This window comes from Bradyrhizobium liaoningense, from assembly GCF_018130825.1.
Taxonomy (GTDB): domain Bacteria; phylum Pseudomonadota; class Alphaproteobacteria; order Rhizobiales; family Xanthobacteraceae; genus Bradyrhizobium; species Bradyrhizobium liaoningense_B.
Map to the genome: position 1 here is coordinate 444,532 of NZ_JAFCJS010000001.1, position 21,804 is coordinate 466,335.

General features: G+C 64.9%; 20 protein-coding genes. 17 read left to right on the top strand and 3 right to left on the bottom strand.

Annotation, left to right across the window (positions count from 1 at the left end; all coding sequences use genetic code 11):
- Positions 1 to 7 precede the first annotated feature (7 nt).
- Complete coding sequence (gene xth, locus JQ603_RS02150) at positions 8 to 805, bottom strand: exodeoxyribonuclease III (protein WP_212336105.1); 798 nt, start codon at positions 803 to 805, stop codon at positions 8 to 10.
- A 137-nt stretch (positions 806 to 942) separates the two neighbouring features.
- Between xth and JQ603_RS02155 the strand changes: the two genes are divergently transcribed.
- A complete protein-coding gene (locus JQ603_RS02155; RefSeq protein WP_212336106.1) occupies positions 943 to 3,273 on the top strand; it encodes a hybrid sensor histidine kinase/response regulator in 2,331 nt (776 codons plus the stop codon).
- A gap of 4 nt (positions 3,274 to 3,277) precedes the next feature.
- Here JQ603_RS02155 and erpA read toward each other — a convergent pair whose 3' ends face one another.
- Positions 3,278 to 3,607 (bottom strand): iron-sulfur cluster insertion protein ErpA, encoded by a 330-nt coding sequence (erpA, locus tag JQ603_RS02160; RefSeq protein WP_024342679.1) that lies wholly within the window; start codon positions 3,605 to 3,607, stop codon positions 3,278 to 3,280.
- Positions 3,608 to 3,716: 109 nt separating this feature from the next.
- Here erpA and JQ603_RS02165 point away from each other — a divergent pair, with 109 nt between their 5' ends.
- The 12 genes from JQ603_RS02165 (at position 3,717) to surE (ending at position 15,789) form a co-directional block, all read left to right on the top strand.
- Positions 3,717 to 4,925: a deoxyguanosinetriphosphate triphosphohydrolase gene (locus tag JQ603_RS02165; protein ID WP_212336107.1), complete on the top strand. Its 1,209-nt coding sequence runs from the start codon at positions 3,717 to 3,719 to the stop codon at positions 4,923 to 4,925.
- Between the two features lie 9 nt (positions 4,926 to 4,934).
- On the top strand, positions 4,935 to 6,725 hold the full coding sequence (argS, locus tag JQ603_RS02170) for an arginine--tRNA ligase (RefSeq protein WP_212336108.1): 1,791 nt from the start codon (positions 4,935 to 4,937) through the stop codon (positions 6,723 to 6,725).
- Positions 6,726 to 6,865: 140 nt separating this feature from the next.
- A complete protein-coding gene (locus JQ603_RS02175; protein ID WP_212338122.1) occupies positions 6,866 to 8,422 on the top strand; it encodes an SPOR domain-containing protein in 1,557 nt (518 codons plus the stop codon).
- A gap of 46 nt (positions 8,423 to 8,468) precedes the next feature.
- Entirely contained in the window at positions 8,469 to 9,497 is a 1,029-nt protein-coding gene (gene nagZ, locus JQ603_RS02180) for a beta-N-acetylhexosaminidase (RefSeq protein WP_212336109.1), read from the top strand.
- Complete coding sequence (locus JQ603_RS02185; protein WP_018642200.1) at positions 9,494 to 10,333, top strand: segregation and condensation protein A; 840 nt, start codon at positions 9,494 to 9,496, stop codon at positions 10,331 to 10,333. The genes nagZ and JQ603_RS02185 overlap by 4 nt, the downstream gene beginning before the upstream one ends.
- A gap of 21 nt (positions 10,334 to 10,354) precedes the next feature.
- Positions 10,355 to 11,107 (top strand): SMC-Scp complex subunit ScpB, encoded by a 753-nt coding sequence (gene scpB / locus JQ603_RS02190; protein WP_212336110.1) that lies wholly within the window; start codon positions 10,355 to 10,357, stop codon positions 11,105 to 11,107.
- A gap of 167 nt (positions 11,108 to 11,274) precedes the next feature.
- Positions 11,275 to 11,508 carry a twin-arginine translocase TatA/TatE family subunit gene (locus JQ603_RS02195; protein WP_018642198.1) on the top strand — a complete coding sequence of 78 codons (234 nt, stop codon included), beginning with the start codon at positions 11,275 to 11,277 and terminating at the stop codon, positions 11,506 to 11,508.
- An 89-nt stretch (positions 11,509 to 11,597) separates the two neighbouring features.
- Positions 11,598 to 12,107: a Sec-independent protein translocase protein TatB gene (gene tatB / locus JQ603_RS02200; RefSeq protein WP_212336111.1), complete on the top strand. Its 510-nt coding sequence runs from the start codon at positions 11,598 to 11,600 to the stop codon at positions 12,105 to 12,107.
- Positions 12,104 to 12,919, top strand: coding sequence for a twin-arginine translocase subunit TatC (gene tatC / locus JQ603_RS02205; protein ID WP_212336112.1), 816 nt, complete (start codon positions 12,104 to 12,106; stop codon positions 12,917 to 12,919). Before tatB ends, tatC begins: the two co-directional genes overlap by 4 nt.
- Positions 12,920 to 13,130: 211 nt before the next feature.
- Positions 13,131 to 14,462 carry a serine--tRNA ligase gene (gene serS, locus JQ603_RS02210; protein ID WP_212336113.1) on the top strand — a complete coding sequence of 444 codons (1,332 nt, stop codon included), beginning with the start codon at positions 13,131 to 13,133 and terminating at the stop codon, positions 14,460 to 14,462.
- Between the two features lie 94 nt (positions 14,463 to 14,556).
- Positions 14,557 to 14,913, top strand: a complete 357-nt coding sequence (locus tag JQ603_RS02215; protein ID WP_212336114.1) for a hypothetical protein — start codon at positions 14,557 to 14,559, stop codon at positions 14,911 to 14,913.
- 108 nt (positions 14,914 to 15,021) lie between these two features.
- A complete protein-coding gene (surE, locus tag JQ603_RS02220; protein WP_212336115.1) occupies positions 15,022 to 15,789 on the top strand; it encodes a 5'/3'-nucleotidase SurE in 768 nt (255 codons plus the stop codon).
- 19 nt (positions 15,790 to 15,808) lie between these two features.
- Here surE and JQ603_RS02225 read toward each other — a convergent pair whose 3' ends face one another.
- Positions 15,809 to 16,180 (bottom strand): response regulator, encoded by a 372-nt coding sequence (locus JQ603_RS02225; protein ID WP_211401984.1) that lies wholly within the window; start codon positions 16,178 to 16,180, stop codon positions 15,809 to 15,811.
- A gap of 240 nt (positions 16,181 to 16,420) precedes the next feature.
- On the opposite strand from JQ603_RS02225, the gene JQ603_RS02230 reads away from it, so the two are divergent.
- The 4 genes from JQ603_RS02230 to JQ603_RS02245 all read left to right on the top strand — a co-directional run bounded on the left by JQ603_RS02230 (position 16,421) and on the right by JQ603_RS02245 (position 21,689).
- Positions 16,421 to 17,071, top strand: coding sequence for a protein-L-isoaspartate(D-aspartate) O-methyltransferase (locus tag JQ603_RS02230; protein ID WP_212336116.1), 651 nt, complete (start codon positions 16,421 to 16,423; stop codon positions 17,069 to 17,071).
- Positions 17,072 to 17,180: 109 nt separating this feature from the next.
- Entirely contained in the window at positions 17,181 to 18,593 is a 1,413-nt protein-coding gene (locus JQ603_RS02235; RefSeq protein WP_212336117.1) for a peptidoglycan DD-metalloendopeptidase family protein, read from the top strand.
- Between the two features lie 306 nt (positions 18,594 to 18,899).
- Positions 18,900 to 19,895, top strand: a complete 996-nt coding sequence (locus tag JQ603_RS02240; RefSeq protein WP_212336118.1) for a formylglycine-generating enzyme family protein — start codon at positions 18,900 to 18,902, stop codon at positions 19,893 to 19,895.
- Between the two features lie 114 nt (positions 19,896 to 20,009).
- A complete protein-coding gene (locus JQ603_RS02245; RefSeq protein ID WP_212336119.1) occupies positions 20,010 to 21,689 on the top strand; it encodes an arylsulfatase in 1,680 nt (559 codons plus the stop codon).
- The last annotated feature ends 115 nt before the right edge of the window (positions 21,690 to 21,804 follow it).

A 21,804-nucleotide genomic window follows, 5' to 3' on the forward strand; every position in this document is an offset into this window, starting at 1 on the left:
TCGGCGCTTACGCCGCCTCGAGATCCAGATCCGCCCACACCGGCACGTGGTCCGACGGCTTCTCCCAGCCGCGCACATAGCTGTCGATTCCGACATTGGCGAGCTTGTCGCTGGCCTGCGGCGACAGCAGCAGATGATCGATGCGCAGGCCCTGATTCTTCTGCCAGGCGCCGGCCTGGTAATCCCAGAAGGTGTAGAGCCCCGGCTCGTCGGTCACCGCCCGCAGGGCATCGGTGAGGCCGAGGCCGAGCAGGGACTGGAAACTCTCGCGCGTCTCGGCCTTGAACAGGGCGTCCTCGGTCCAGGCGGCAGGATTGGAGACGTCGCGGGCATGCGGGATGACGTTGAAGTCGCCTGCGAGGATCAGCGGCTCCTCGGTCTTGAGGCGCTCCTTCGAATACTCGAGAAGCCGGGACATCCATTTGAGCTTGTAGGGATATTTGTCGGTCCCGACCGGATTGCCGTTGGGCAGATAGAGGCAGGCGATCCGCATCACGCCGGACTTGAGCGTCACCACGCCTTCGAGGAAACGGGCATGGGCATCCTCATCGTCGCCGGCGAGCCCCGACTTGGTCTCGTCGAAGCGCAGCTTCGAGAGCAGGGCGACGCCGTTGAACGTCTTCTGTCCATGCGTGACGACGTTGTAGCCCAGCGCCTCGATCTCCAGCCGCGGGAAGGCCTCGTCGATGCATTTGATCTCCTGGAGGCAGACGATGTCCGGTTGGCACTCCCTGAGCCAGGTCAGGAGGAGATCGATCCGCTGCCGGACCGAATTCACGTTCCAGGTGGCAACTCTGATGGGCATTGGGGGAGGGCTCCAGGCAGGGGCCTTGGTTAGAACAAAATGCAAACGTGCCCGTCAAGGACGCCGCAAAATCTCCCACAAAATTAACCCGGCTTAAGCGCGCCGCAGGCCATTGATACGGAAAAGGTTCCGCTGGAATGGGATGGCCGGTCAAGACTTCACAACGCACTGAGCCGCGCGACGGCCTCGTCGGCGCGTTCCTGTATTGGCTCGGCGGCTTCGAGATCGAGGACGGCCTGACCGCCGATCTCAGCGAACGGCAGATGCGCCGCATCCGCGCCAAGCAGATCGACGCGGTGACACGGCTGATCCCGGTGACGATGGCCGTCACCATGCTCAACGTCGCCATCGTGCTGATCCTGTTCTGGGGACGGGGCTGGAACGACTTCCTCGCGATCTGGGGCATGACCCTTGCCGTGACCGCTTCGCTTGCGGTGCGGGCCTGGCGCCGGTCGCATCAGAATCCACCGCAGGAAGCCTCGCCCCGCGCCGCGCGGCAGATGATGCGGCAGGCGTTCTTCCTCGCCGCGATCTGGGCCACGCTGCCGCTGGCGCTGTTCAGCCGCATCGAGCCGACCAGCCAGCTCCTCCTGGCCTGCCTGATGGTCGGAATGATGTCGGGCGGCGCCTTCACGCTGTCGACCTTCCCGCGTGCCGGGCTCGTCTATCTCGCCACCATGACGGTCGGCTGCGCCGGCGCACTGCTGCTGTGCGGCACCGGGCCATATCTGGTGACCGCGGTGTTCCTGCTGCTGTTCGCATTCTTCATGGCGCGCAACATCGTCTCGCAGGGCAATCTGTTCCTCGGCAATCTCAAGGCCCAGCTCGAGCTCGAGCGGCAGACCGAGATCATCTCGCTGCTGCTGAAGGATTTCCAGGAGAACGCCAGCGACTGGCTTTGGCAGACCGATGCCGAGGGGCATCTGGTCGACGTGCCTCAGCGCTTCGCCGATGTCGCGCAGTTGCCGCTTCCGCTGCTGAAGGGCTCGCATTTCGCCGACGTGCTCGACATGCTCTGCCCCGAGGACAAGGCGGCGGCCTACAACGTCGTCGGCCTGATGGAGCATGCCGAACCGCTGCACGAGATGAACCTCAAGGTCGTCGCCGGCGGCGAGGCGCGGCTGTGGTCGCTGACGGCGAAACCGGCCTATGACCGCGACGGGCAATTTTTGGGCTATCGCGGCTTCGGTCGCGACGTCACCGAGCGCTGGCGCGCCGAAAAGGCCGAGGCCGAGAGCCGCGCCAAGTCCGACTTCCTCGCCGTGATGAGCCACGAGATCCGCACGCCCATGAACGGCGTGCTGGGGCTTGCCAGCATGCTGCTGGAAACGAAGCTCGATCCGGAGCAGCGCGAGGCCGTCACCACGATCCGCGAGTCCGGCGACAATCTCCAGCGCATCCTCAACGACATTCTCGACCTGTCCAAGCTGGAGGCCGGTCGCTTCCAGTTCGAGGCGATCGACTTCGCGCCGCAGGCACTGGTCGACACGGTTGCGACGGTGGTGCGCGTGAGCGCCAAGAGCAAGGGGCTCACAGTCAAGGTCGAGCTCGATCCGAACCTGCCGCCAACGCTGCGCGGCGACGTCGCCCGCATCCGCCAGGTGCTGCTCAATCTCGCCTCCAACGCGGTGAAGTTCACCGACGAAGGCGAGGTGACGATATCGGCGACCTGCCAGTCGCGCCGCGATCTGCTGGCGACCGTGGAGTGGACCGTCACCGATAGCGGCATCGGTATCGCGCCCGAGAAGCTCGGCCTGCTGTTCAGCGACTTCGCCCAGGCCGACGCCTCGATCAGCCGCCGCTTCGGCGGCACGGGCCTCGGCCTTGCGATCTCCCGGCGCATCATCGAGCAGATGGGTGGAACCATCGGAGTCACCTCGGCGCCGGGCGAGGGCTCGACCTTCCGCTTCACGCTGGTGCTGCCCTGGAGCCAGGCACAGGCTTCCGATGCGACGGCCGAGCGCGATGAGGCAGAGGAGCTGAAAGCCCGTATCGCCGGCCTCGATCGGCCGCTCAAGGTGCTGGTCGCGGAGGACGACGCCGTCAACCGTATGGTCGTGAGCAAGATGCTGGGGGCCTTCGAGGTCGAATTGCGCGTCGTCACCGACGGCGTCGAAGCCGTCGCGGCAGTCTCCGAAGCCGACTACGACGTGGTGCTGATGGACGTGCGCATGCCCGACATGGACGGCCTGGCCGCGACCCGCGCGATCCGTGCGCAGGGCGGCCGCTTCGAGGTCCTGCCGATCACTGCGCTCACGGCCAACGCCTTCCCCGAAGACGTCAGGATCTGCCGCGAGGCCGGGATGTCGGATTTCCTGGCCAAGCCGCTGCGCAAGCCGGCGCTGGTCGCAGCCTTGCTGCGTGCGCTGGACGGCCACATGGTGTCGGAGGACGCACCGCTTCAACCCGCGCTATTGCCGGGCGACGTCGAGTGGACGGACGAGGAAAGGCAGATGACCGGCGTCTGACCGGTCAGACCGAGAAGCTGGTGCCGCAGCCGCAGGACGCCGTCGCGTTCGGATTGTTGACGCGGAACGAGGCGCCGATCAGATCGTCGACGAAATCGACCTGCGAACCCGCAAGGAATGGCTGGGAGGCGGAATCGACCAGCACCACCGCGTTGTCCTGCTCGATCACGAGATCGTCGTCGGTGCGTGCGCGATCGATGTCGAACTTGTACTGGAAGCCGGAGCAGCCGCCGCCCTCGACCGAGATGCGCAGCATCGCGCCCGATCCTTCGCCCTTGAGGATCTCCCCAATCCGGCGTGCGGCCCGGTCACTGATGGTCACGGCAGTCGTCATTGCTGGTCTCCGATAGTCCCGCGTCATACCCAATTCATTTGGTATCCCGCGCCTGACATAGTTAAGTGCCACCATACGCAGAATCAAATGGATAGGGACTAAATTCGCCGTGTCCGTCGGAATGGCAGCCCCCCGCGCGCCCTATGCCTGCGACCCCGATCGCAGCCGTGGCCGGCTGGTCGTCGAGCCCCCGAGCCGGACCCGCAGCCCGTTCCGGCGGGATTGCGACCGGGTGATCCATTCCACAGCGTTCCGCCGCCTCAAGTACAAGACCCAGGTGTTCGTGTTCCATGAGGGCGACCATTACCGCACCCGGCTGACCCATTCGCTGGAGGTGGCGCAGATCGCCCGCGCCCTGGCCCGTCAGCTCGGACTGGACGAGGACCTCACCGAAACCCTGGCGCTCGCCCATGACCTCGGCCATCCGCCGTTCGGCCATGCCGGCGAGCGGGCACTGGACGCCTGCCTGAAGGAGTTCGCCGGCTTCGACCATAATGCCCAGGCCTTGCGCGTTGTCGGCTCGCTGGAGCACCGTTACCCTGAGTTCGATGGGCTCAACCTGACCTGGGAGTCGCTGGAGGGCATCGTCAAGCACAACGGCCCGCTGACCGATCGCAGCGGCGCGCCGGTCGGGCGCTATCGCGAGCACGGCATTCCCGTCGGGATCGCCGACTACATCAAGGTCTATGATCTCGAATTGTGGAGTTTTGCTTCGCTCGAGGCCCAGGTCGCCGCGATCGCCGACGACATCGCCTATGACGCCCACGACATCGACGACGGCCTGCGCGCCGGCCTGTTCGATCTCGACGATCTCAAGGTCATGCCGCTGACTGCGGAGATCATCGCCGGCATCGCCGCCCACTATCCCGATCTCGAAGACGTCAGGCGCGGCGCCGAGCTCGTGCGCGAGCTGATCTCGCACCTGATCGGCGCGGTGTTTGCCGAGGCGCAGAAGAATCTCGCGGCCACCAAGCCGCAATCGGCCCAGGACGTCCGTCAGCAGAGCCGGGCGCTGATCGCGTTCCCCGCGGAGGTCGCCGAGGAGGAGGCCGCCATCAAGGGCTTCCTGTACCAGCACATGTACCGCCACAAGCGGGTGATGCGGGTGATGGGGGAGGCCGAGCAGATCCTGTTCGACCTGTTCGCCAAATACCTGAAATCGCCGGCGGAGCTGCCGCCGGAATGGCTGGTCGGGGCGGAGGCGGACGACGAGGGCGACCGGGCCCGCCGGATCGGCAATTTCATTGCCGGAATGACCGACCGTTTCGCCCTGACCGAGCACCAGCGGCTTTTTGACTCGACCCCGGATTTGCGTTAGGCGGCGCCCATGCCCCAGACATCCTCATCCCTGCATCTGTTCGCCGATGTGCTCGCACGCGTGCACGCCGCCTGCCGTACGCTTGCGACGGAAGCCAACTGGCCCGAGGGTATCGATTTCTCCCGCGTGGTGGTCGAGCCGCCCCGCGACGCCACCCATGGCGACATGGCGACCAACGCCGCGATGGTGCTTGCGAAAGAGGCAAAGGCAAAGCCACGCGATCTCGCCGAGCAGATCGCCGAGCGGTTGCGTGCTGACGCGCTGATCGCCAAGGTCGATGTCGCCGGTCCCGGCTTCATCAACCTGACGCTGAAGCCGGCCGCCTGGGCCGAGGCGCTGCGCACCGTGCTGCGCGAGGGCGCCGATTACGGCCGCGTCCACGGCGGCTCCAAGGTCAATGTCGAATACGTCTCGGCCAATCCGACCGGGCCGATGCATGTCGGCCATTGCCGCGGCGCCGTGTTCGGCGACGCGCTGGCGAGCCTGCTCCAGTTTGCAGGCCACGACGTCACCCGCGAATATTACATCAACGATGCCGGCGCCCAGGTCGACGTGCTCGCGCGCTCCGCCTTCCTGCGGTATCGCGAGGCGCTCGGCGAGGACATCGGTGCGATCCCGGAAGGCTTCTATCCCGGTGACTATCTGAAGCCGGTCGGACAGGCGCTGGCGAAAGAATATAGCGACATGCTGCTCGCCAAGAGCGAAGCCGAATGGCTGCCGACCGTGCGAGCCAAGGCGATCGCGATGATGATGGACGAGATCAGGGACGATCTCGCCGCCCTCAACATCCGCCACGACGTGTTCTTCTCGGAGCGCTCGCTGATCGAGACCGGCAACAACAAGGTCGCCGAGACCATCGATTTCCTGAAGGCCAAGGGCGACATCTACGAAGGCCGCCTGCCGCCGCCGAAAGGCGCGCCGGTCGAGGATTGGGAAGACCGCGAGCAGTTGCTGTTCAAGGCGACCGCCTACGGCGACGACGTCGATCGGCCGCTGATCAAGTCGGACAATTCCTACACCTACTTCGCCTCCGACATCGCCTACCACAAGAACAAGTTCGACCGTGGTTTTGCGGAGATGATCGACGTCTGGGGCGCCGATCACGGCGGCTACATCAAGCGCATGCAGGCGGCGGTGAAGGCGACGACCTCGGGCAAGGGGTCGCTCGACGTCAAGATCGTCCAGCTCGTGAAGTTGTTGCGTAGCGGCGAGCCCGTGAAAATGGGCAAGCGAGCCGGCAACTTTGTCACGCTTCGTGATGTGGTGGATGAAGTCGGCCAGGACGCCGTTCGTTTCATGATGCTGTACCGCAAGAACGACGCGGTGCTGGACTTCGACCTCGCCAAGGTCATCGAGCAGTCGCGCGACAACCCGGTGTTCTACGTCCAGTATGGCCATGCCCGCGGCCACTCAATCTTCCGCAACGCCCGGGCCGAGGTGTTCCCGAATCTCCCCGAAGATGCCGGCGAGCGCATCGCCTGGCTCAGCGAGTCGGCCGTGGAACGGCTGTCGGACCCCGTGGAACTCGATCTTCTTAAGCGCCTCGCAATTTATCCGCGCATGCTGGAAGCCGCCGCCGCGGCCCATGAGCCGCACCGAATTGCCTTTTATCTCTATGACTTAGCGAGCGAATTTCACGCACTTTGGACGAAGGGGCGCGATTTGCCCTATTTACGCTTCATTATCAATAATGATGCAGATCTTACAAAGGCGCGACTGGCCATGGTCCAGGGCGTCGTCTCTGTCCTGGCATCGGGCCTCGCCATCCTCGGCGTCCATGCTCCGGACGAGATGCGGTAGTTTGGGGCGAACTACTTAATGGGAATTCGGGGGTAACCGGCAGAAGCCGGATCGCTTAGACTTGGTTGAAAGCCTTGTGGGTCGGAAGCCGTGCCTTGGTCGAGGGGCGCGCGGCTTTCCCGAAGGGACGCATCATCACGATGGCCGAACGATATCACGACAGACCGTTTCCTTCCGATGACTATGGTCGCGGCGCCGATCAGCATGGGAAAGTGGAGAACGATCCGTTGGCCGAGCTCGCCCGCCTGATCGGACAGACCGATCCGTTCGCCGCGCAGGGCCAGCCTGCCGCGCGCCAGCCGGCAGCACCCGCGCAGAGCCACCAGGACGACGACTACCGTCAGGACGATTATCAGCAGGATTATGCCGAGCCGGCCCCGCCGCCTCCGTCCGGCCCGCCGTCATGGATGCGCCGCGCCAATGTGCAGCCGCAGCCGGCCCCCGCGCCGGAGCCCGACTATCCCGTGTCTGTCAGCCCGGTTCATCCGTTGCATCGCTATTCCGCCCAGCCGGCCGCGCCCGAGCCTGATTTTCATCAGCCGCAGGCCTACCAGGATCACGCGCACCAGGATCAGGCCTATCAGGCTCAAGCCTATCAGCAGGACCAGGCCTACCAGGAGCCGTATCAGCAACCCGATCCGTCGCGCTACGACGATGCGCTCTATGGCCGCCTGGAGACGGGTGAGCAGGACTTTCAGCGCGATCCGGCTTATCCGGACGATCCTTACGCGTTCCAGAGCGACTATCCCGAGGCCGACCTCGACGAGCCGAAGAAGCAGCGCGGCGGCATGATGACGGTCGCGGCGATCCTTGCGCTTGCGGTGGTCGGCACCGGTGGGGCCTTCGCCTACAAGACCTATGTGGGCTCGCCCCGCAGCGGCGAGCCGCCGATCATCAAGGCCGACAACACCCCGACCAAGATCGTGCCGGCGCCGACGGATTCCTCGGCCAAGGTGCCCGATCGCATGGTCACCGGTGACGGCACCGAGAAGATCGTGCCGCGCGAGGAGGCGCCTGTCGACGTCAACGCCAGGGCAAGCGGTCCCCGCGTGGTGTTCCCCCCACTGAATCAGAATGCGAATCCGCCATCGGTGGCGAGCGTGTCGCCGTCTGCGGTGCCGCCGCCGACCGCGGGGCCGACCCCGAGCAACGGCACGATGCCGAACAATTCACCGCGCCCGATCAGGACCGTGGCCGTGAAGGGCGATCAGACCGACAGCGGGTTGCCGCAATCGGCCGCTGCCAAGTCGGCAGCAGCTGCGCCAAAGCCTGTTGCCGCGCCCGCTGCACCGGCCGCGCCGCGCAATCCACCGACCTCGGCCAATGCCAGCGCCAACCAGCCGCTCTCGCTCGCGCCGCAATCAACGCCTGCGGCCGAGCCGCCGCAGCGGATGGCTGCGACCAATCCGACGCAGATCGCGCCCGCCAGCAGTGGCGGTAGTGGGTTCATCGTGCAGGTCTCCTCGCAGCAGAGCGAGGACAGCGCACACGCCTCCTACCGGGTGCTTCAGAGCAAGTACGGCAGCGTGCTTGGATCGCGCTCACCGGTGATCAAGCGGGTCGATCTCTCCGACAAGGGCAAGGGGATCGTCTACCGCGCGTTCGCTGGTCCCTATGCGTCGGCCGAGGAAGCGACGCAGGCCTGCAACAGCCTGAAGGCTGCCGGCTTGCCGACCTGCTTCATCCAGAGGAATTAACGGCCGTTTCCTTGACCCCCTCGCGGGGCAGGGTTAATCGGCCGTTATGAGCACGCGGGCCTTCATTACCGGCGTATCCGGAACCGAACTGACCGCCGCCGAGCGGGAGTTCATCCGTGCCGAGCGCCCATGGGGCTTCATCCTGTTCAAGCGCAATGTCGCGACCCCGGCGCAAGTTGCTGCACTGGTTGCAGAATTGCGTGCGGTTGCAGGCGCCTCCGACGCACCGGTCCTGATCGACCAGGAGGGCGGACGGGTGCAGCGGCTGGGCCCGCCGCACTGGCCGGTCTACCCGCCGGGCGCCGTATTCGCGACCTTGTACGACACTGATTCGGCGCTCGGGCTCACCGCGGCGCGGCTCAGCGCCCGGCTGATCGCGGCCGATCTCGCCGATCTCGGCATTACCGTGGATTGCTTGCCGCTGGCTGACGTGCCGGTGCCGGGCGCCGACGCCGTGATCGGGAACCGGGCCTACGGCACCTCACCAAACAAGGTCGCAGCGATCGCCCGCGCGGTCACCGAGGGCCTGGAGCAGGGCGGGGTGCTGCCGGTGCTCAAGCACATTCCCGGGCATGGGCGCGCCACCGCCGACACCCATTTCAAGCTGCCGACAGTTGATACGTCGATGGACGAGCTCGATCGGACCGACTTCGCCGCATTTAAGCCGCTGGCGGATCTGCCGATGGCCATGACTGCACATGTTGTGTTTAGCGCGGTCGACCCCGCCCATCCGGCGACGACATCTGCGACAATGATTGCTCAGGTGATTCGCGGCGCAATCGGGTTCCAGGGTTTGTTAATGAGTGATGACGTGTCGATGAACGCGCTGGCGGGAAGCATCGCCGATCGGACCCGCGCCATCTTCGCGGCCGGTTGCGACGTGGCCCTGCATTGCAACGGCAACATCGAGGAGATGCGCGAGGTCGCCGGCCAGACACCCGAATTGTCGGGCAGGGCGCTGGAACGGGCGACAGCCGCGCTCGCCGCGCGCAAGGCGCCGCAGCCGTTCGATCGGGCGGCCGCGCGCACTGAGCTGGACGCATTGATCGCACGGGCAAACACGGCATCCGCATGACCGCAGAAATCCTATCGTTTGAAACCGGGCGGCCCGCAGAGCTCGCCGAGGGTGAGCCGGCGTTGGTGGTCGACGTCGAGGGCTATGAAGGCCCGCTCGATTTGCTGCTCGCGCTGGCGCGGCAGCAGAAGGTCGACCTCGCCAAGATCTCGATCCTGGCGCTGGCCGACCAGTATCTCCACTTCATCGAAGCCGCGCGAAAGATCCGGCTTGAGCTCGCTGCCGACTATCTGGTCATGGCGGCCTGGCTCGCCTTCCTGAAATCGCGCCTGCTGCTGCCGGAGCCGCCGAGTGCGGAAGGGCCGAGCGCCGAACAGATGGCGACCGCGCTCGCCAACCGGCTGCGCCGTCTGGAAGCCATTCGCGAAGCCGCCAACCGGCTGATGAACCGGCCGCAATTGCAGCGCGACATCTTCCCGCGCGGCGAGCCCGAGCAGATCGCCGAGATCAAGCATCCGAAATACACCGCAACGCTCTACGACCTGCTGACCGCCTATGCCTCGCAGCGGCAGTCGCGCGTGCTGGCGAGCGTGCATCTGGCCAAGCGCACGGTGTGGTCGCTTGCGGAAGCGCGCGCCACGCTGGAGCGGCTGGTCGGCAGCATCACCGAGCAGGACGACTGGGGCGTTCTCGACGACTTCCTGATCCGGCACGTCGCCGATCCCACGCAGCGCGCGACGGTGTTCGCCTCGAGCTTCGCCGCCGCGCTCGAGCTGGTGCGCGAAGGTCAGCTCGAGCTGAACCAGAAAGAAGCGTTTGCGCCCATCTATTTCCGGAAAGGGCGCCCCAAACCGGTTCCGGACGCAGCTCCTGCGCCCGACGCGCCGGTCGCTTAAGTGCAAGAAGGAGAAGCTGCCATGGCAAGCCTGGCTGAAGTGCGGGTAGAAGAGGCCGAGCCGATGGAGAACGAGACCCAGGCACGTCCCGAAGAGCTACGGCTGCTGGAAGCGCTGCTGTTCGCTTCGAGTGAGCCGCTGGATACCGCGACGCTGGCTAAGCGCATGCCTGATGGCGTTGACGTCAAGGCCGCGCTCGAGCAGCTCCAGGCCGACTATGCCTCGCGCGGCGTCAATCTCGTGCGGGTCGCCAACAAATGGACCTTCCGCACCGCCGGCGATCTCGCCTGGCTGATGACGCGCGAGAGCACCGAGACCCGCCGCCTGTCGCGCGCGGCGATCGAGGTGCTGGCGATCATCGCCTATCACCAGCCGGTGACGCGCGCCGAGATCGAGGAGATCCGCGGCGTCGTCACCTCGAAGGGCACTCTCGACGTGCTGCTCGAAACTGGCTGGATCAAGCCGCGCGGCCGTCGCAAGACGCCCGGCCGTCCGCTGACCTTTGGAACCACCGAGGACTTCCTGTCGCAGTTCACGCTGGAACAGCTCGGCGATCTGCCGGGTCTGGAGGAGCTGAAGGGCACGGGCCTGCTGGATTCGCGCCTGCCGACGGGCTTCAGCGTTCCGACGCCATCGGACGATCCGGCGCTGCGTGAGGACGAGGATCCGTTGGAACCGGGCGAGGACCTCGATCTCGCGCTCGCGCCGGCGGTCGAGCCGGAGACGCCCCCGGAAGGCGGCAACGAGGGTGGCGAGGGCGGCAGCGAGGAGTGATCCTCCCGCCTTCTACGGGTCCCTGCGACCAGTTAACACTTAGCAAGATTACGTAGCGCCAACAGCGAATTGGCGCTGCCTTGGTCCTTGTTTTTAACACCCGCCGAGCCTAGGTTTCGGGGAAGATCGGCCGGGTCCCCGGCCATGCGCGTTTGGAGGGTTGCAGGATGGGTTCACTCAGCATTTGGCACTGGATCTTGGTGATCGCAGTGGTCCTGCTGCTGTTCGGCCGCGGCAAGATTTCGGATCTGATGGGCGACGTGGCGCAGGGCATCAAGGCGTTCAAGAAGGGCATGCAGGACGACGACAAGCCTGCCGAGAAGCCCGAGCCGGCCAAGTCCATCGAGCACAACGCCGCGCCGACCGCGGCTCGGTCCGACGTCGGCAGCAAGGCCGTCTGAGCCAGAGAGCACGCGAGACGCGGGTAGCGGCCCCGATCCTGCGCGCAAGGGATTGGGCCGGGTGCGGCTTCGCGTGAACGGAAGACCTCATGTTCGACATCGGGTGGAGTGAACTGGTCCTGATCGGGGTCGTGGCCCTGATCGCCATCGGCCCGAAAGAGCTGCCGGGCGTGCTGCGCATGGTCGGGCAGTGGATGGGCAAGGCCCGCAAGATGGCCGCCGAATTCCAGGGTCAGTTCCAGGAGGCGATGCGCGAGGCCGAGATGGCCGACCTCAAGAAGAGCTTTGATGAGGTCAAGGAAGCCGCCACCGGATTCAATCCGCTGACCTCGCTCCAGAAGGACGTCAGCGACGCGCTTCGCGTCGATGCGCTGGACAAGCCGGCCGAGACGCCTGCGACGGCTGCCGAACCGGCGACTTCAATTGAAGCGCCGGCGACTCCGACCACCCCAGAAGCCCCGACGCCGGAGACTTTCGTGGAAGCCGAGGCGCATGCGGCTGTGAACGAGCCGCTCGCCATCACCCGTGAGGTCGAGCAGGCAAAGGTCGCGCAGGACACCGCGCCATCCGAAGCGATCAAGGACGCCAAAGCGTCATGACCGACGCCGATATCGAAGCCAGCAAAGCCCCTCTGATGGACCACCTGATCGAGCTGCGCTCGCGGCTGATCAAGGCGCTTCTCGGCTTTGGCGTGGCCTTCATCTTCTGCTTCTTCTTCGCCAAGCAGATTTTCAACGTGTTGGTCTGGCCATATGTCTTGGCCGTCGGCGATCCCGGAAACGCCAAGCTCATTTACACCGCGTTCCTGGAATATTTCCTGACCCAGCTGAAGCTGGCGATGTTTGGCGCGGCCTTCATCTCGTTCCCAATCGTGGCGGGGCAGGTCTACATGTTCGTGGCGCCCGGGCTCTACAAGCACGAGAAGCAGGCCTTCCTGCCGTATCTGGTCGCGACGCCGTTCTTTTTCGTGCTGGGTGCGACACTGGTCTATTTCGTTGTGTTCCCGATGCTGGCGCGCTTCTCGCTGGGCATGCAGCAGCTCGGCAGCGACGAGACCGCAAAGATCGAGCTGTTGCCGAAGGTCGGCGAATATCTGTCGCTGATGATGTCGTTGATCTTCGCTTTCGGCATTGCCTTCCAGCTTCCGGTCATCCTGACGCTGCTCGGGCGGATCGGCATCATCACCTCGAAGATGCTGCGCGAGAAGCGGCGCTACTTCATCGTCATCGCCTTCGTCATCGCGGCCGTGCTGACGCCACCCGACGTGATCAGCCAGTGCTCGCTGGCGATTCCGCTGATGGCGCTCTATGAGGGCTCGATCATCGCGGTGGCGATGGTGGAGAAGAAGGCGGCGGCCTCGCAGGCTGCCACCGGCACTGATGTGACGACACCGGCCAATCCGGCCGAGTAGGGCGCTACAGCCTCCGGTGTCATTCCCCGCCTTGTGCTCAATTGCGCACTGGGGCGGGGAATCCAGTACGCCGCGGCCCCTCGGAGATTCACTCCCGTCTCTGGAATACTGGATCGCCCGCTTTCGCGGGCGATGACAGAGTGCTAGGGGAGACGCGCTGACGTACAACGTTTGCCGTTGTATGTTTACGCGCCGATCCAGGACCATAGCCATGCACGACATCAAATCGATCCGCGACAATCCGCAAGCCTTCGACGCCGGTCTCGCCCGGCGTGGCCTGAAGCCGCTGTCGGCCTCGCTGCTCGCGATCGACGAGAGGCGGCGCGCGGCGATCCTGGCCTCGGAGCAGGCTCAGGCGCGGCGCAATGCTGCCTCGAAGGAAATCGGCGATGCCAAGAAGGCCAAGGACGAGGCGCGCGCGGCCAAGCTGATGGCCGAGGTCGCCGAGCTCAAGACCACGATGCCGGAGCTCGAGGCTGCCGCGAAGGCTGCCGACGAGGAGCTGACCAAAGAGCTGTCCGCGATCCCGAACATTCCGTTCGACGAGGTGCCCGATGGTGTCGACGAGCACGGCAACGTGCTGCACCACGTGTTCGGCAACAAGCGCAATTACGGCTTCGCGCCGAAGCTGCATGACGATCTCGGCACCGCGCTGGGCTACATGGATTTCGAGGCGGCGGCAAAACTCTCCGGCGCGCGCTTTGTCGTGCTGAAGAAGGGGCTGGCGCGGCTCGAGCGTGCGATCGGCCAGTTCATGCTCGACCTGCACACGACCGAGCATGGCTACACCGAGATCAATCCACCGCTGCTGGTGCGCAACGAGGTGATGTTCGGCACGGGACAAATGCCGAAATTCGAGGACGATCAGTTCTGGGCGATCAAGGGCGAGCTGCTTGCCTCGCCAGATCATGAGCGGCTGAAGACCGAGCGCCTCGGCCTCATTCCGACCGCAGAAGTCTCGCTCACCAACCTCGCGCGCGAATCCATTCTCGACGAGAAGCAATTGCCGATGCGCCTCACCGCGCTGACGCCATGCTTCCGCGCCGAGGCTGGCGCTGCCGGCCGCGACACCCGCGGCATGATCCGCCAGCACCAGTTCACCAAGGTCGAGCTGGTCTCGATCACGACGCCCGAGACCAGCAAGGACGAGCTGGAGCGGATGCTGTCCTGCGCCGAGCAGGTGTTGCAGAAGCTCGACCTGCATTATCGCGTCATGACGCTCTGCGCAGGAGACATGGGCTTTTCGTCGCAAAAAACCTATGACATCGAGGTCTGGATGCCCGGGCAGGGCGACGGCGGCATGTTCCGCGAGATCTCGAGCTGCTCGGTCTGCGGCGACTTCCAGGCACGCCGCATGGATGCGCGCTCGCGCGGGCCCGACGGCAAGCCGCGCTTCGTGCACACGCTGAACGGCTCCGGCACCGCAGTCGGCCGCGCGCTGATCGCCGTGATGGAAACCTATCAGCAGGAGGACGGCTCGATCGCGGTCCCCAGCGTGCTCCAGCCCTATATGGGCGGACTGAAGGTGGTCGCGCGCGACTGATCGTGTTGCCCGCTTGAAACGCAGAAACGTTTGGTTGCGAAGATCGGGCGGCCGGTTATCCTGCCGGCCACCCGTCAATGTGAACTGACCGTCCATGGCCTTGCACCGCGATATCTTCTGGGTCGGCAGACAATGGGCGGTGACAGGTGCAGGCATCCAGGCCGTCGACCAGCGTTTGCGCGGTGTGCTCGACATCGAGATCGCGCGGCTCTGGGACGATGATCTCGTGCAGAGCCGGCGGACCAAGCCCGGCGTGAATGCCGCTGATTTCGACAAGGCACTGACGGTGGCACGCGAACGTTTTCCGCAGACGCCGGACCCTATCGTGGCGCAGCTGGCGGCGCTCGGCGTGGTCGAGGCGCCCGCTGCAAGCCCGGTCGTGCCGGCGATGGTGCTGCGTGTCGAAGGCCGGCTGGCGCGCTTCCTGCCGCAATGGCGCGTTCGCCGGTAACGGGACGGGAGAGGGAACCGATCCGGCCCCGAAATTGGCCCGGTTTGCCTGATGGGCCAGAGCCGGTTAAGACGGCTCGGACCCTGCTTTCTGGAATCGATCTCTCGCATGCGCATTCTCTGCACCAATGACGACGGCATCCACGCTCCCGGCCTCAAGGTCGTGGAGGAGATCGCGCGTGCATTGTCCGACGACGTCTGGGTGGTGGCGCCCGAGCTCGACCAGTCCGGCGTGTCGCATTCGCTGTCGCTGAACGATCCCCTGCGCCTGCGCGAGGTCGGTCCGCGGCACTTTGCCGTGCGCGGCACCCCGACCGACTGCGTCATCATGGGCGCGCGCCACATTCTCGGCACCAAGCCGCCCGACGTCGTGCTGTCGGGCGTCAACAAGGGCCGCAACGTCGCCGAGGACGTGGTCTATTCCGGCACCATCGCCGGCGCGCTCGAAGGCACCATCCTCGGACTGCCGTCGTTTGCGCTGTCGCAGGAGTTCAGCGTCGAGACCCGCGAACGGCCGCCGTGGGACACCGCGCGCAAGTTCGGTCCCGACATCCTGCGCAAGGTGATCGCCGCGGGCATCCCGAAGGACACCGTCATCAACGTCAACTTCCCGTCCTGCGCGCCGGAAGATGTGCTTGGCATTCGCGTCACGCGGCAGGGCAAGCGCAATCTCGGCTTCCTCAGGATCGACGAGCGCAGGGACGGACGCAACAATCCCTATTTCTGGATCGGCTTCGAGCGCGCGGCGATGATGGATACGCCGGCCGACGGCACGGATCTCGCCGCGCTGCGCGATCGCTATGTCTCGGTCACGCCGCTCAGGCTCGATCGCACCAACGAAGCGTTCTCGGAAGAGCTGAGCGCGACGCTGAAGTAAGAAGATTTGGAAGTAGCGGCTAGCTGCCGCGCAGGGCGGCTTCGATGGTCTTGCCGAGCGCGTCGAGCTGGAACGGCTTCTGCAGGGCCGGCCGGTCGCGATATTGCTCGGGCAGGCCCGAAGAGCCGTAGCCGGTGGCGAAGATGAACGGGCAGCCCTTCGCCCTGATCACATCGGCGACCGGCGAGATGACCTTGCCGTTGACGTTGACGTCGAGGATGGCGATGTCGAACTCGGTGGCCTGGGCGAGCCGCATCGCCTCGGTGATATCGCCGGCTTCGGCTGCGACCTTGTAGCCGAGCTCTTCGAGCATGTCCGCGACCATCATCCTGATCATCACCTCGTCCTCGACGAGGAATACAGAGCGGCCCGAAAGCCCTGTCGCAGTCATTGTCGGTGAGTCCTTGCCCATTTGCGAAAACGTTCGCAGATAACGCGAATCGACGCAATGCGCGTTTCGGCGAACGAGCGCCCGAAAATGGCCTTCGCGGCCAGACCGCTGCAGGCCAATTTGTGGTCAAATACTGCGGCGAAAGGTTATCATGGGTTCCGGGGCAGGAACAAGATTCTCGCCCGGGCCTTGAGCTCTGCAAGCGACGATCCGACCTGACGAGACACGATACAAACAGCGATGACCCCCAATCAGCATCCGCCGGAAAAGATGATGTTTCAGCTCACGCTGAGGCGTCGGGGCATCAGCGATCAGGCGGTGCTGAGGACCATGGAGGAGGTGCCGCGCGAGCTTTTCGTCGACGAGGCCGATCGCGAGGGCGCCTATCGCGATAGCGCGCTGCCGATCGCGTGCGGGCAGACCATCAGCCAGCCCTTCGTCGTCGCCTACATGACCGAGCAGCTCCAGCTCCACAAGCGGCACCGCGTGCTCGAGATCGGAGCGGGCTCCGGCTATCAGGCGGCGGTGCTGTCGCGGCTCGCAGGCCAGGTGCTGACCGTCGAGCGCTATCGCAAGCTGGCCGACGCCGCACGCGCCAGGCTCGAAAAGCTCGACTGTCACAATGTCGAGGTGATGCTCGGTGATGGCCTCAACCTGCCGTCCAATATCGGGCCGTTCGACCGCATCATCGTCACCGCCGCGATGGAGCAGATTCCGGAGAACCTGATCGAGCGGCTCGAGGTCGGCGGCATCCTGATCGCCCCGGTCGGGCCGCATCAGGGCGTGCAGACGCTGATCCGCCTGACCCGGACCGAAGCCGGGATCGAGCGCAAGGAACTCGTCGAGGTCCGCTTCGTACCGGCACTGCCGGGCGTGGCGCGGGAGCTGTAGATTTCCGGATTGGCTGTTCCGCCAACATCTTATTGGGAGGGTTAAGCCGTTATTTACTCGGCGCGTGTTTACTTAAAACACCAGTTCTGTTGCGTACGAGTGAGTAACCATGTCTGTCGTCGCCGAGTTGCTTTACTCGCGCCGCGTGCCGCAGGTCGCGGTGCTGGCGCTGATCTCCTTCAGCTTCGCAGGGTGCAGCGCCGACATGTCGTCGCGGTTGTCCCAGTCGAATTTCTCCAATCCCTTCGCTTCCGACCAGACCGGTTCGGTGCAGCAGGCGCCGCCGCCGCCGCAGCAGCAGCAGCGTGAGCTGCCGCAATATGCGCGGCCGCAGACGCAGCCCGGTTATTACCAGTCGCAGCCCTTGCCGCCGCCGGCGGTATCCGCGCCGCAATCCTATCCGGTCACGGGGGGCGGTGGCGTGTCTGGTGGCGGGCGCGGCGTCAGCTCCTATGCGCCCCCGGCGCAGCCGCACCTGGACACCACGGCCACCGTGCCGCCGCGCTCGGTCGCAGCTGCCCAGCCGGCCGGTGGAACCAAGATCATCGTCGGTACCAGCGATACGCTCGATGTGCTGGCCAAGCGCTATCGCGTCACGCCGCAGGCGATCCTCGCCGCCAATGGCTACAAGGGCCCGCGCGCGCTCTCGCCCGGTCAGCAGCTGATCATCCCGCATCCGGCCACGGCCGCTGCGCCCGCACCTGCGATGGCTCCTGTCGCCGCGGCTCCGGCGATGCCGCCTGCTGGCAAGCCGGTTGCTGCCGTCGCTGCGCCTCCGAGCACTCATTTCGTCAATCGCGGCGACACGCTCGCCAGCATCGCCCGCAAGAACCATATCTCGGCGGCCGAGCTCGCGCGGGCCAACGGTCTCGATTCGTCGGCCAAGCTCAAGCTCGGCACCAAGCTGACCGTGCCCGGCGCAAAGACCGCTGCGGTTGCAGCGCCGGTTGCCGCCGCGCCCGTCGCAGCGGCCCCGGTCGCCGGAACGCTGCAACCCATTGCGGCTGCCCCGGCACCGGCTCCTGCCACCAAGATGGCTGCTGTCGTGCCCGTGCAGAGCGCGCGCCTGGCGCAGGCCACGGCGAACGTCGAAGAGAAGCCCGCCGAGACGCCGGCGAAAGCTGCGGAAGCCACCGGCGCGCTGCCGACCTTCCGCTGGCCGGTGCGCGGCAAGGTGGTCACGAGCTACGGCGCCAAGACCAACGGCAAGTCCAACGACGGCATCAATCTCGCGGTACCGGAGGGGACGCCGGTCAAGGCGGCTGAAGACGGCGTCGTCGCCTATTCCGGCAACGAGCTGAAGGGTTACGGCAATCTGGTCCTGGTTCGGCACTCCAACGGCTACGTCACCGCATATGCCCATGCGAGTGAGCTGCTGGTGAAGCGCGGCGATACCATCAAGCGCGGTCAGGTCATTGCCAAGTCGGGTCAATCCGGTGAGGTGGCGTCGCCGCAGCTCCACTTCGAGATCCGCAAGGGATCGAGCCCGGTTGACCCGCTTCAATTCCTGAACGGGGCGTGAGGCGCGGGCCCACAGAGTTGGGCGCGCAACCACCACGAATATGCTGTCATCGCCCGCCTTGTGCGCATTGCGCACCAGAGCGGGCGATCCACTATTTCCAGGGGCGGCGGTCGCCAGGCCGAGAAGTTGCCTCGTTTTGGGTCTGCTTCGGTTTTGACGGCGCAGCGGATCTGGCTGGGCTTGCCAGCGACCCAGCGCCGGCGTGAACGACCCAACCCCGAACCCTTGATCTAGATCAACCTGGAAGAGTGGCGTTCGGTTTCCGTTGCGGCGCAAGCCAATGATGCACGGGGCCGGAGATCGGGCATGAAGCTGGGTGATACGGCATCGTCGCCTGATTCCGGACAATCGTTCCAGCATCCAGCAGGTGAGGGGATGCTGTACGTGCCGGGCGGCACGTTTCGCATGGGTTCGGATCGGCACTATCCGGAGGAAGCGCCGGTCCACCGCGTCATCGTGGATGCGTTCTGGATGGATCGCCATCCGGTGACGAACCGGCAATTCAAGGCATTCGCCAGAGCTACCGGCCACGTCACCGTTGCCGAGATCACGCCCGATCCAAAGGATTACCCCGGAATTCTCCCGCATATGATCTATGCGGGTTCGCTGATGTTCTCTCCGCCCGCGTATCCCGTCAGTCTCCGGGACTTCAGCCAGTGGTGGACCTTCGCCAAAGGCGCGGACTGGCGGCATCCCTACGGGCCGGGCAGCGACATCCGTGGGCTGGACGATCATCCCGTCGTGCATGTGGCGTTCAGCGACGTGATCGCCTACGCAAGATGGGCCGGCAAGGATTTGCCGACCGAGGCGGAATGGGAATTCGCGGCGCGCGGCGGGCTGGACGGCGCCGAGTTCGCATGGGGAGATGAATTTACGCCCGAGGGCCGTCACATGGCCAACACCTGGCAGGGCGAATTTCCACGCCAGAACACTGGGGACGACGGCTACGAACGGACATCGCCGGTCACCGCGTTTCCGCCGAACGGATACGGGCTGCACGATATGATCGGCAACGTCTGGGAGTGGACGTGCGACTGGTACTCGCCTCGGCATGAGGCCGACGCTGCAAAAGCCTGCTGCATTCCAGAGAACCCGCGCGGCGGCCGCGAGGCCGATAGCTACGACCCCAGAACGACCAACGTCAAGATTCCACGCAAGGTCATCAAAGGCGGCTCGCATTTGTGCGCGCCGAATTACTGCCGGCGCTACCGGCCGGCTGCGCGGCATGCGGAGCCGGTCGACACATCCACAAGTCATCTTGGATTTCGGTGCATCAGACGAGGTGTCTCTAACGCATCATAACGGGAGAGCAATGCCATGTTGAATTGCGTATTCAAGGACAAGCTTTCGGTTGCAACGCCGCGCAAGACGCAAAGTTGGATCAAGCGGTCCCGTCTAGCGCTGCTCAGTGCGACGATGATAATTCCATCCTCAGGGTTGATCAGCACTCCGGCAGCCGCCCAGCAGCCGGCGCAAAAGCCCAACATCCTCTTCATCATGGGTGATGACATCGGCCTGTATCAGCCGAGCATCTACCATCGCGGCCTGATGGTCGGCGAGACGCCCAACATCGATCGCATCGGCAACGAAGGAGCGATCTTCACGCATTACTATGCCGAGCAGAGCTGCACCGCCGGCCGCAATGCCTTCTTCACCGGCATGCATCCGCTGCGAACGGGAATGATTCCTCCGCAACTGCCCGGCAGCCCGTCCTATTTGCGGCCCGGCACCCCGGCGCTCGCCAAGTTCCTGCTCGATCTCGGCTACAACACCGGCGAGTTCGGCAAGAACCATCTCGGCGATCACACCGACGCGCTGCCGACCGCTCACGGCTTCCAGGAATATTGGGGCTATCTGTATCATCTCGATGCGATGCAGGGCGTGAGCTTCCCGGACATCAACAAGTCCCCCACCCAGCAGACGGTTGCCCCGCCGTGCAAGAATACGCCGATCCCCGGCATCGCGGAGGTACCGGGCGCGGTCGATCCGAAAACGACGGTTTGCCTGACGCCACCGCGCAACGTCCTGTCGTGCAAGTCGGATGGCACATCCAGGACTCAGCAGTGCATCGACCAGGGCCCGCTGACACTCGAGCGATCGAAGGGGGTCGACGAGGAAATCTCGGCCAAGGTTATCGACTTCATCGATCGCAACGATCCGAAGACGACGGGCAAGCCTTTCTTCGTCTGGTACAACCCTGCGCGCATGCACATCACGACTGTGCTGAATGACAAGTACCTGAGCATGGTCGGCGAGGCGGGCGGCAAGGACTGGGGCCTCAACGAAGCCGGCATGAAGCAGATGGATGACAACATCGGCGTGGTGCTCAAGAAGCTCGAAGACATGGGCCAACTCGACAATACGATCGTCGTGTTCACCACCGACAACGGTGCCGAAACCATCACCTTTCCGGACGGCGGCACCACTCCGTTCAAGGGCGGCAAGCTGAGCACCTGGGAAGGCGGCATGCGCGCGCCGGCCCTCGTTCGCTGGCCGGGCGTCATCAAGCCCGGTACCGTCAAGAACGAAATGTTCGCAGCGCTCGACTGGCTGCCGACGTTTGTCAACATCGGCGGCGGCGCCAAGGGCGACCAACTGAAGAGGCGCATCGAGGCCGGCCAGTATCCCGGCATCGTGAAAACCACGCTCGATGGCGTCGATCAGACCGAGTACCTTTCCGGGCGTTCGGAAAAGTCGGCACGCGATACCTTCTTCTACTACTCGGGCAAGGATCCGTCGGCGGTCCGCTACAAGAACTGGAAGATCTACTTCACGATGGTCTCCGACGCCCCACAGGGCTTTATTGCCGGAGCGCTTCCCTATCACTGGGCCCAGGTCGTCAATATCAAGCGAGACCCGTTCGAGACCTCGATCGGTTCACAATACAAGACACTCATGGGCTTGGGTGGCGTAATCGGATCTCCTTCTACAGCCTACGTCTATGACTGGAACATGCTGCCGATCGGGCAGGCGCTCTGGCTGAAGGAACTGGAGAGCTATATTGCGTACCCGCCGCTGCAGGACCCGGCGAGCTACAACCTCGAACAGGTGATACAGCAGATCAAGCAGGCCAAGACGGCCGGCCGCAGCGACTAATCGCTGGATACTGCATTGGCGGGCGTCACTTTCGGCGCTCGCCAATCCACTGCGGTCAGAATCCAACCGCTCGCGAAGCAGCATATAGGCAAGCGTGCGACGAACGGCAGCGATA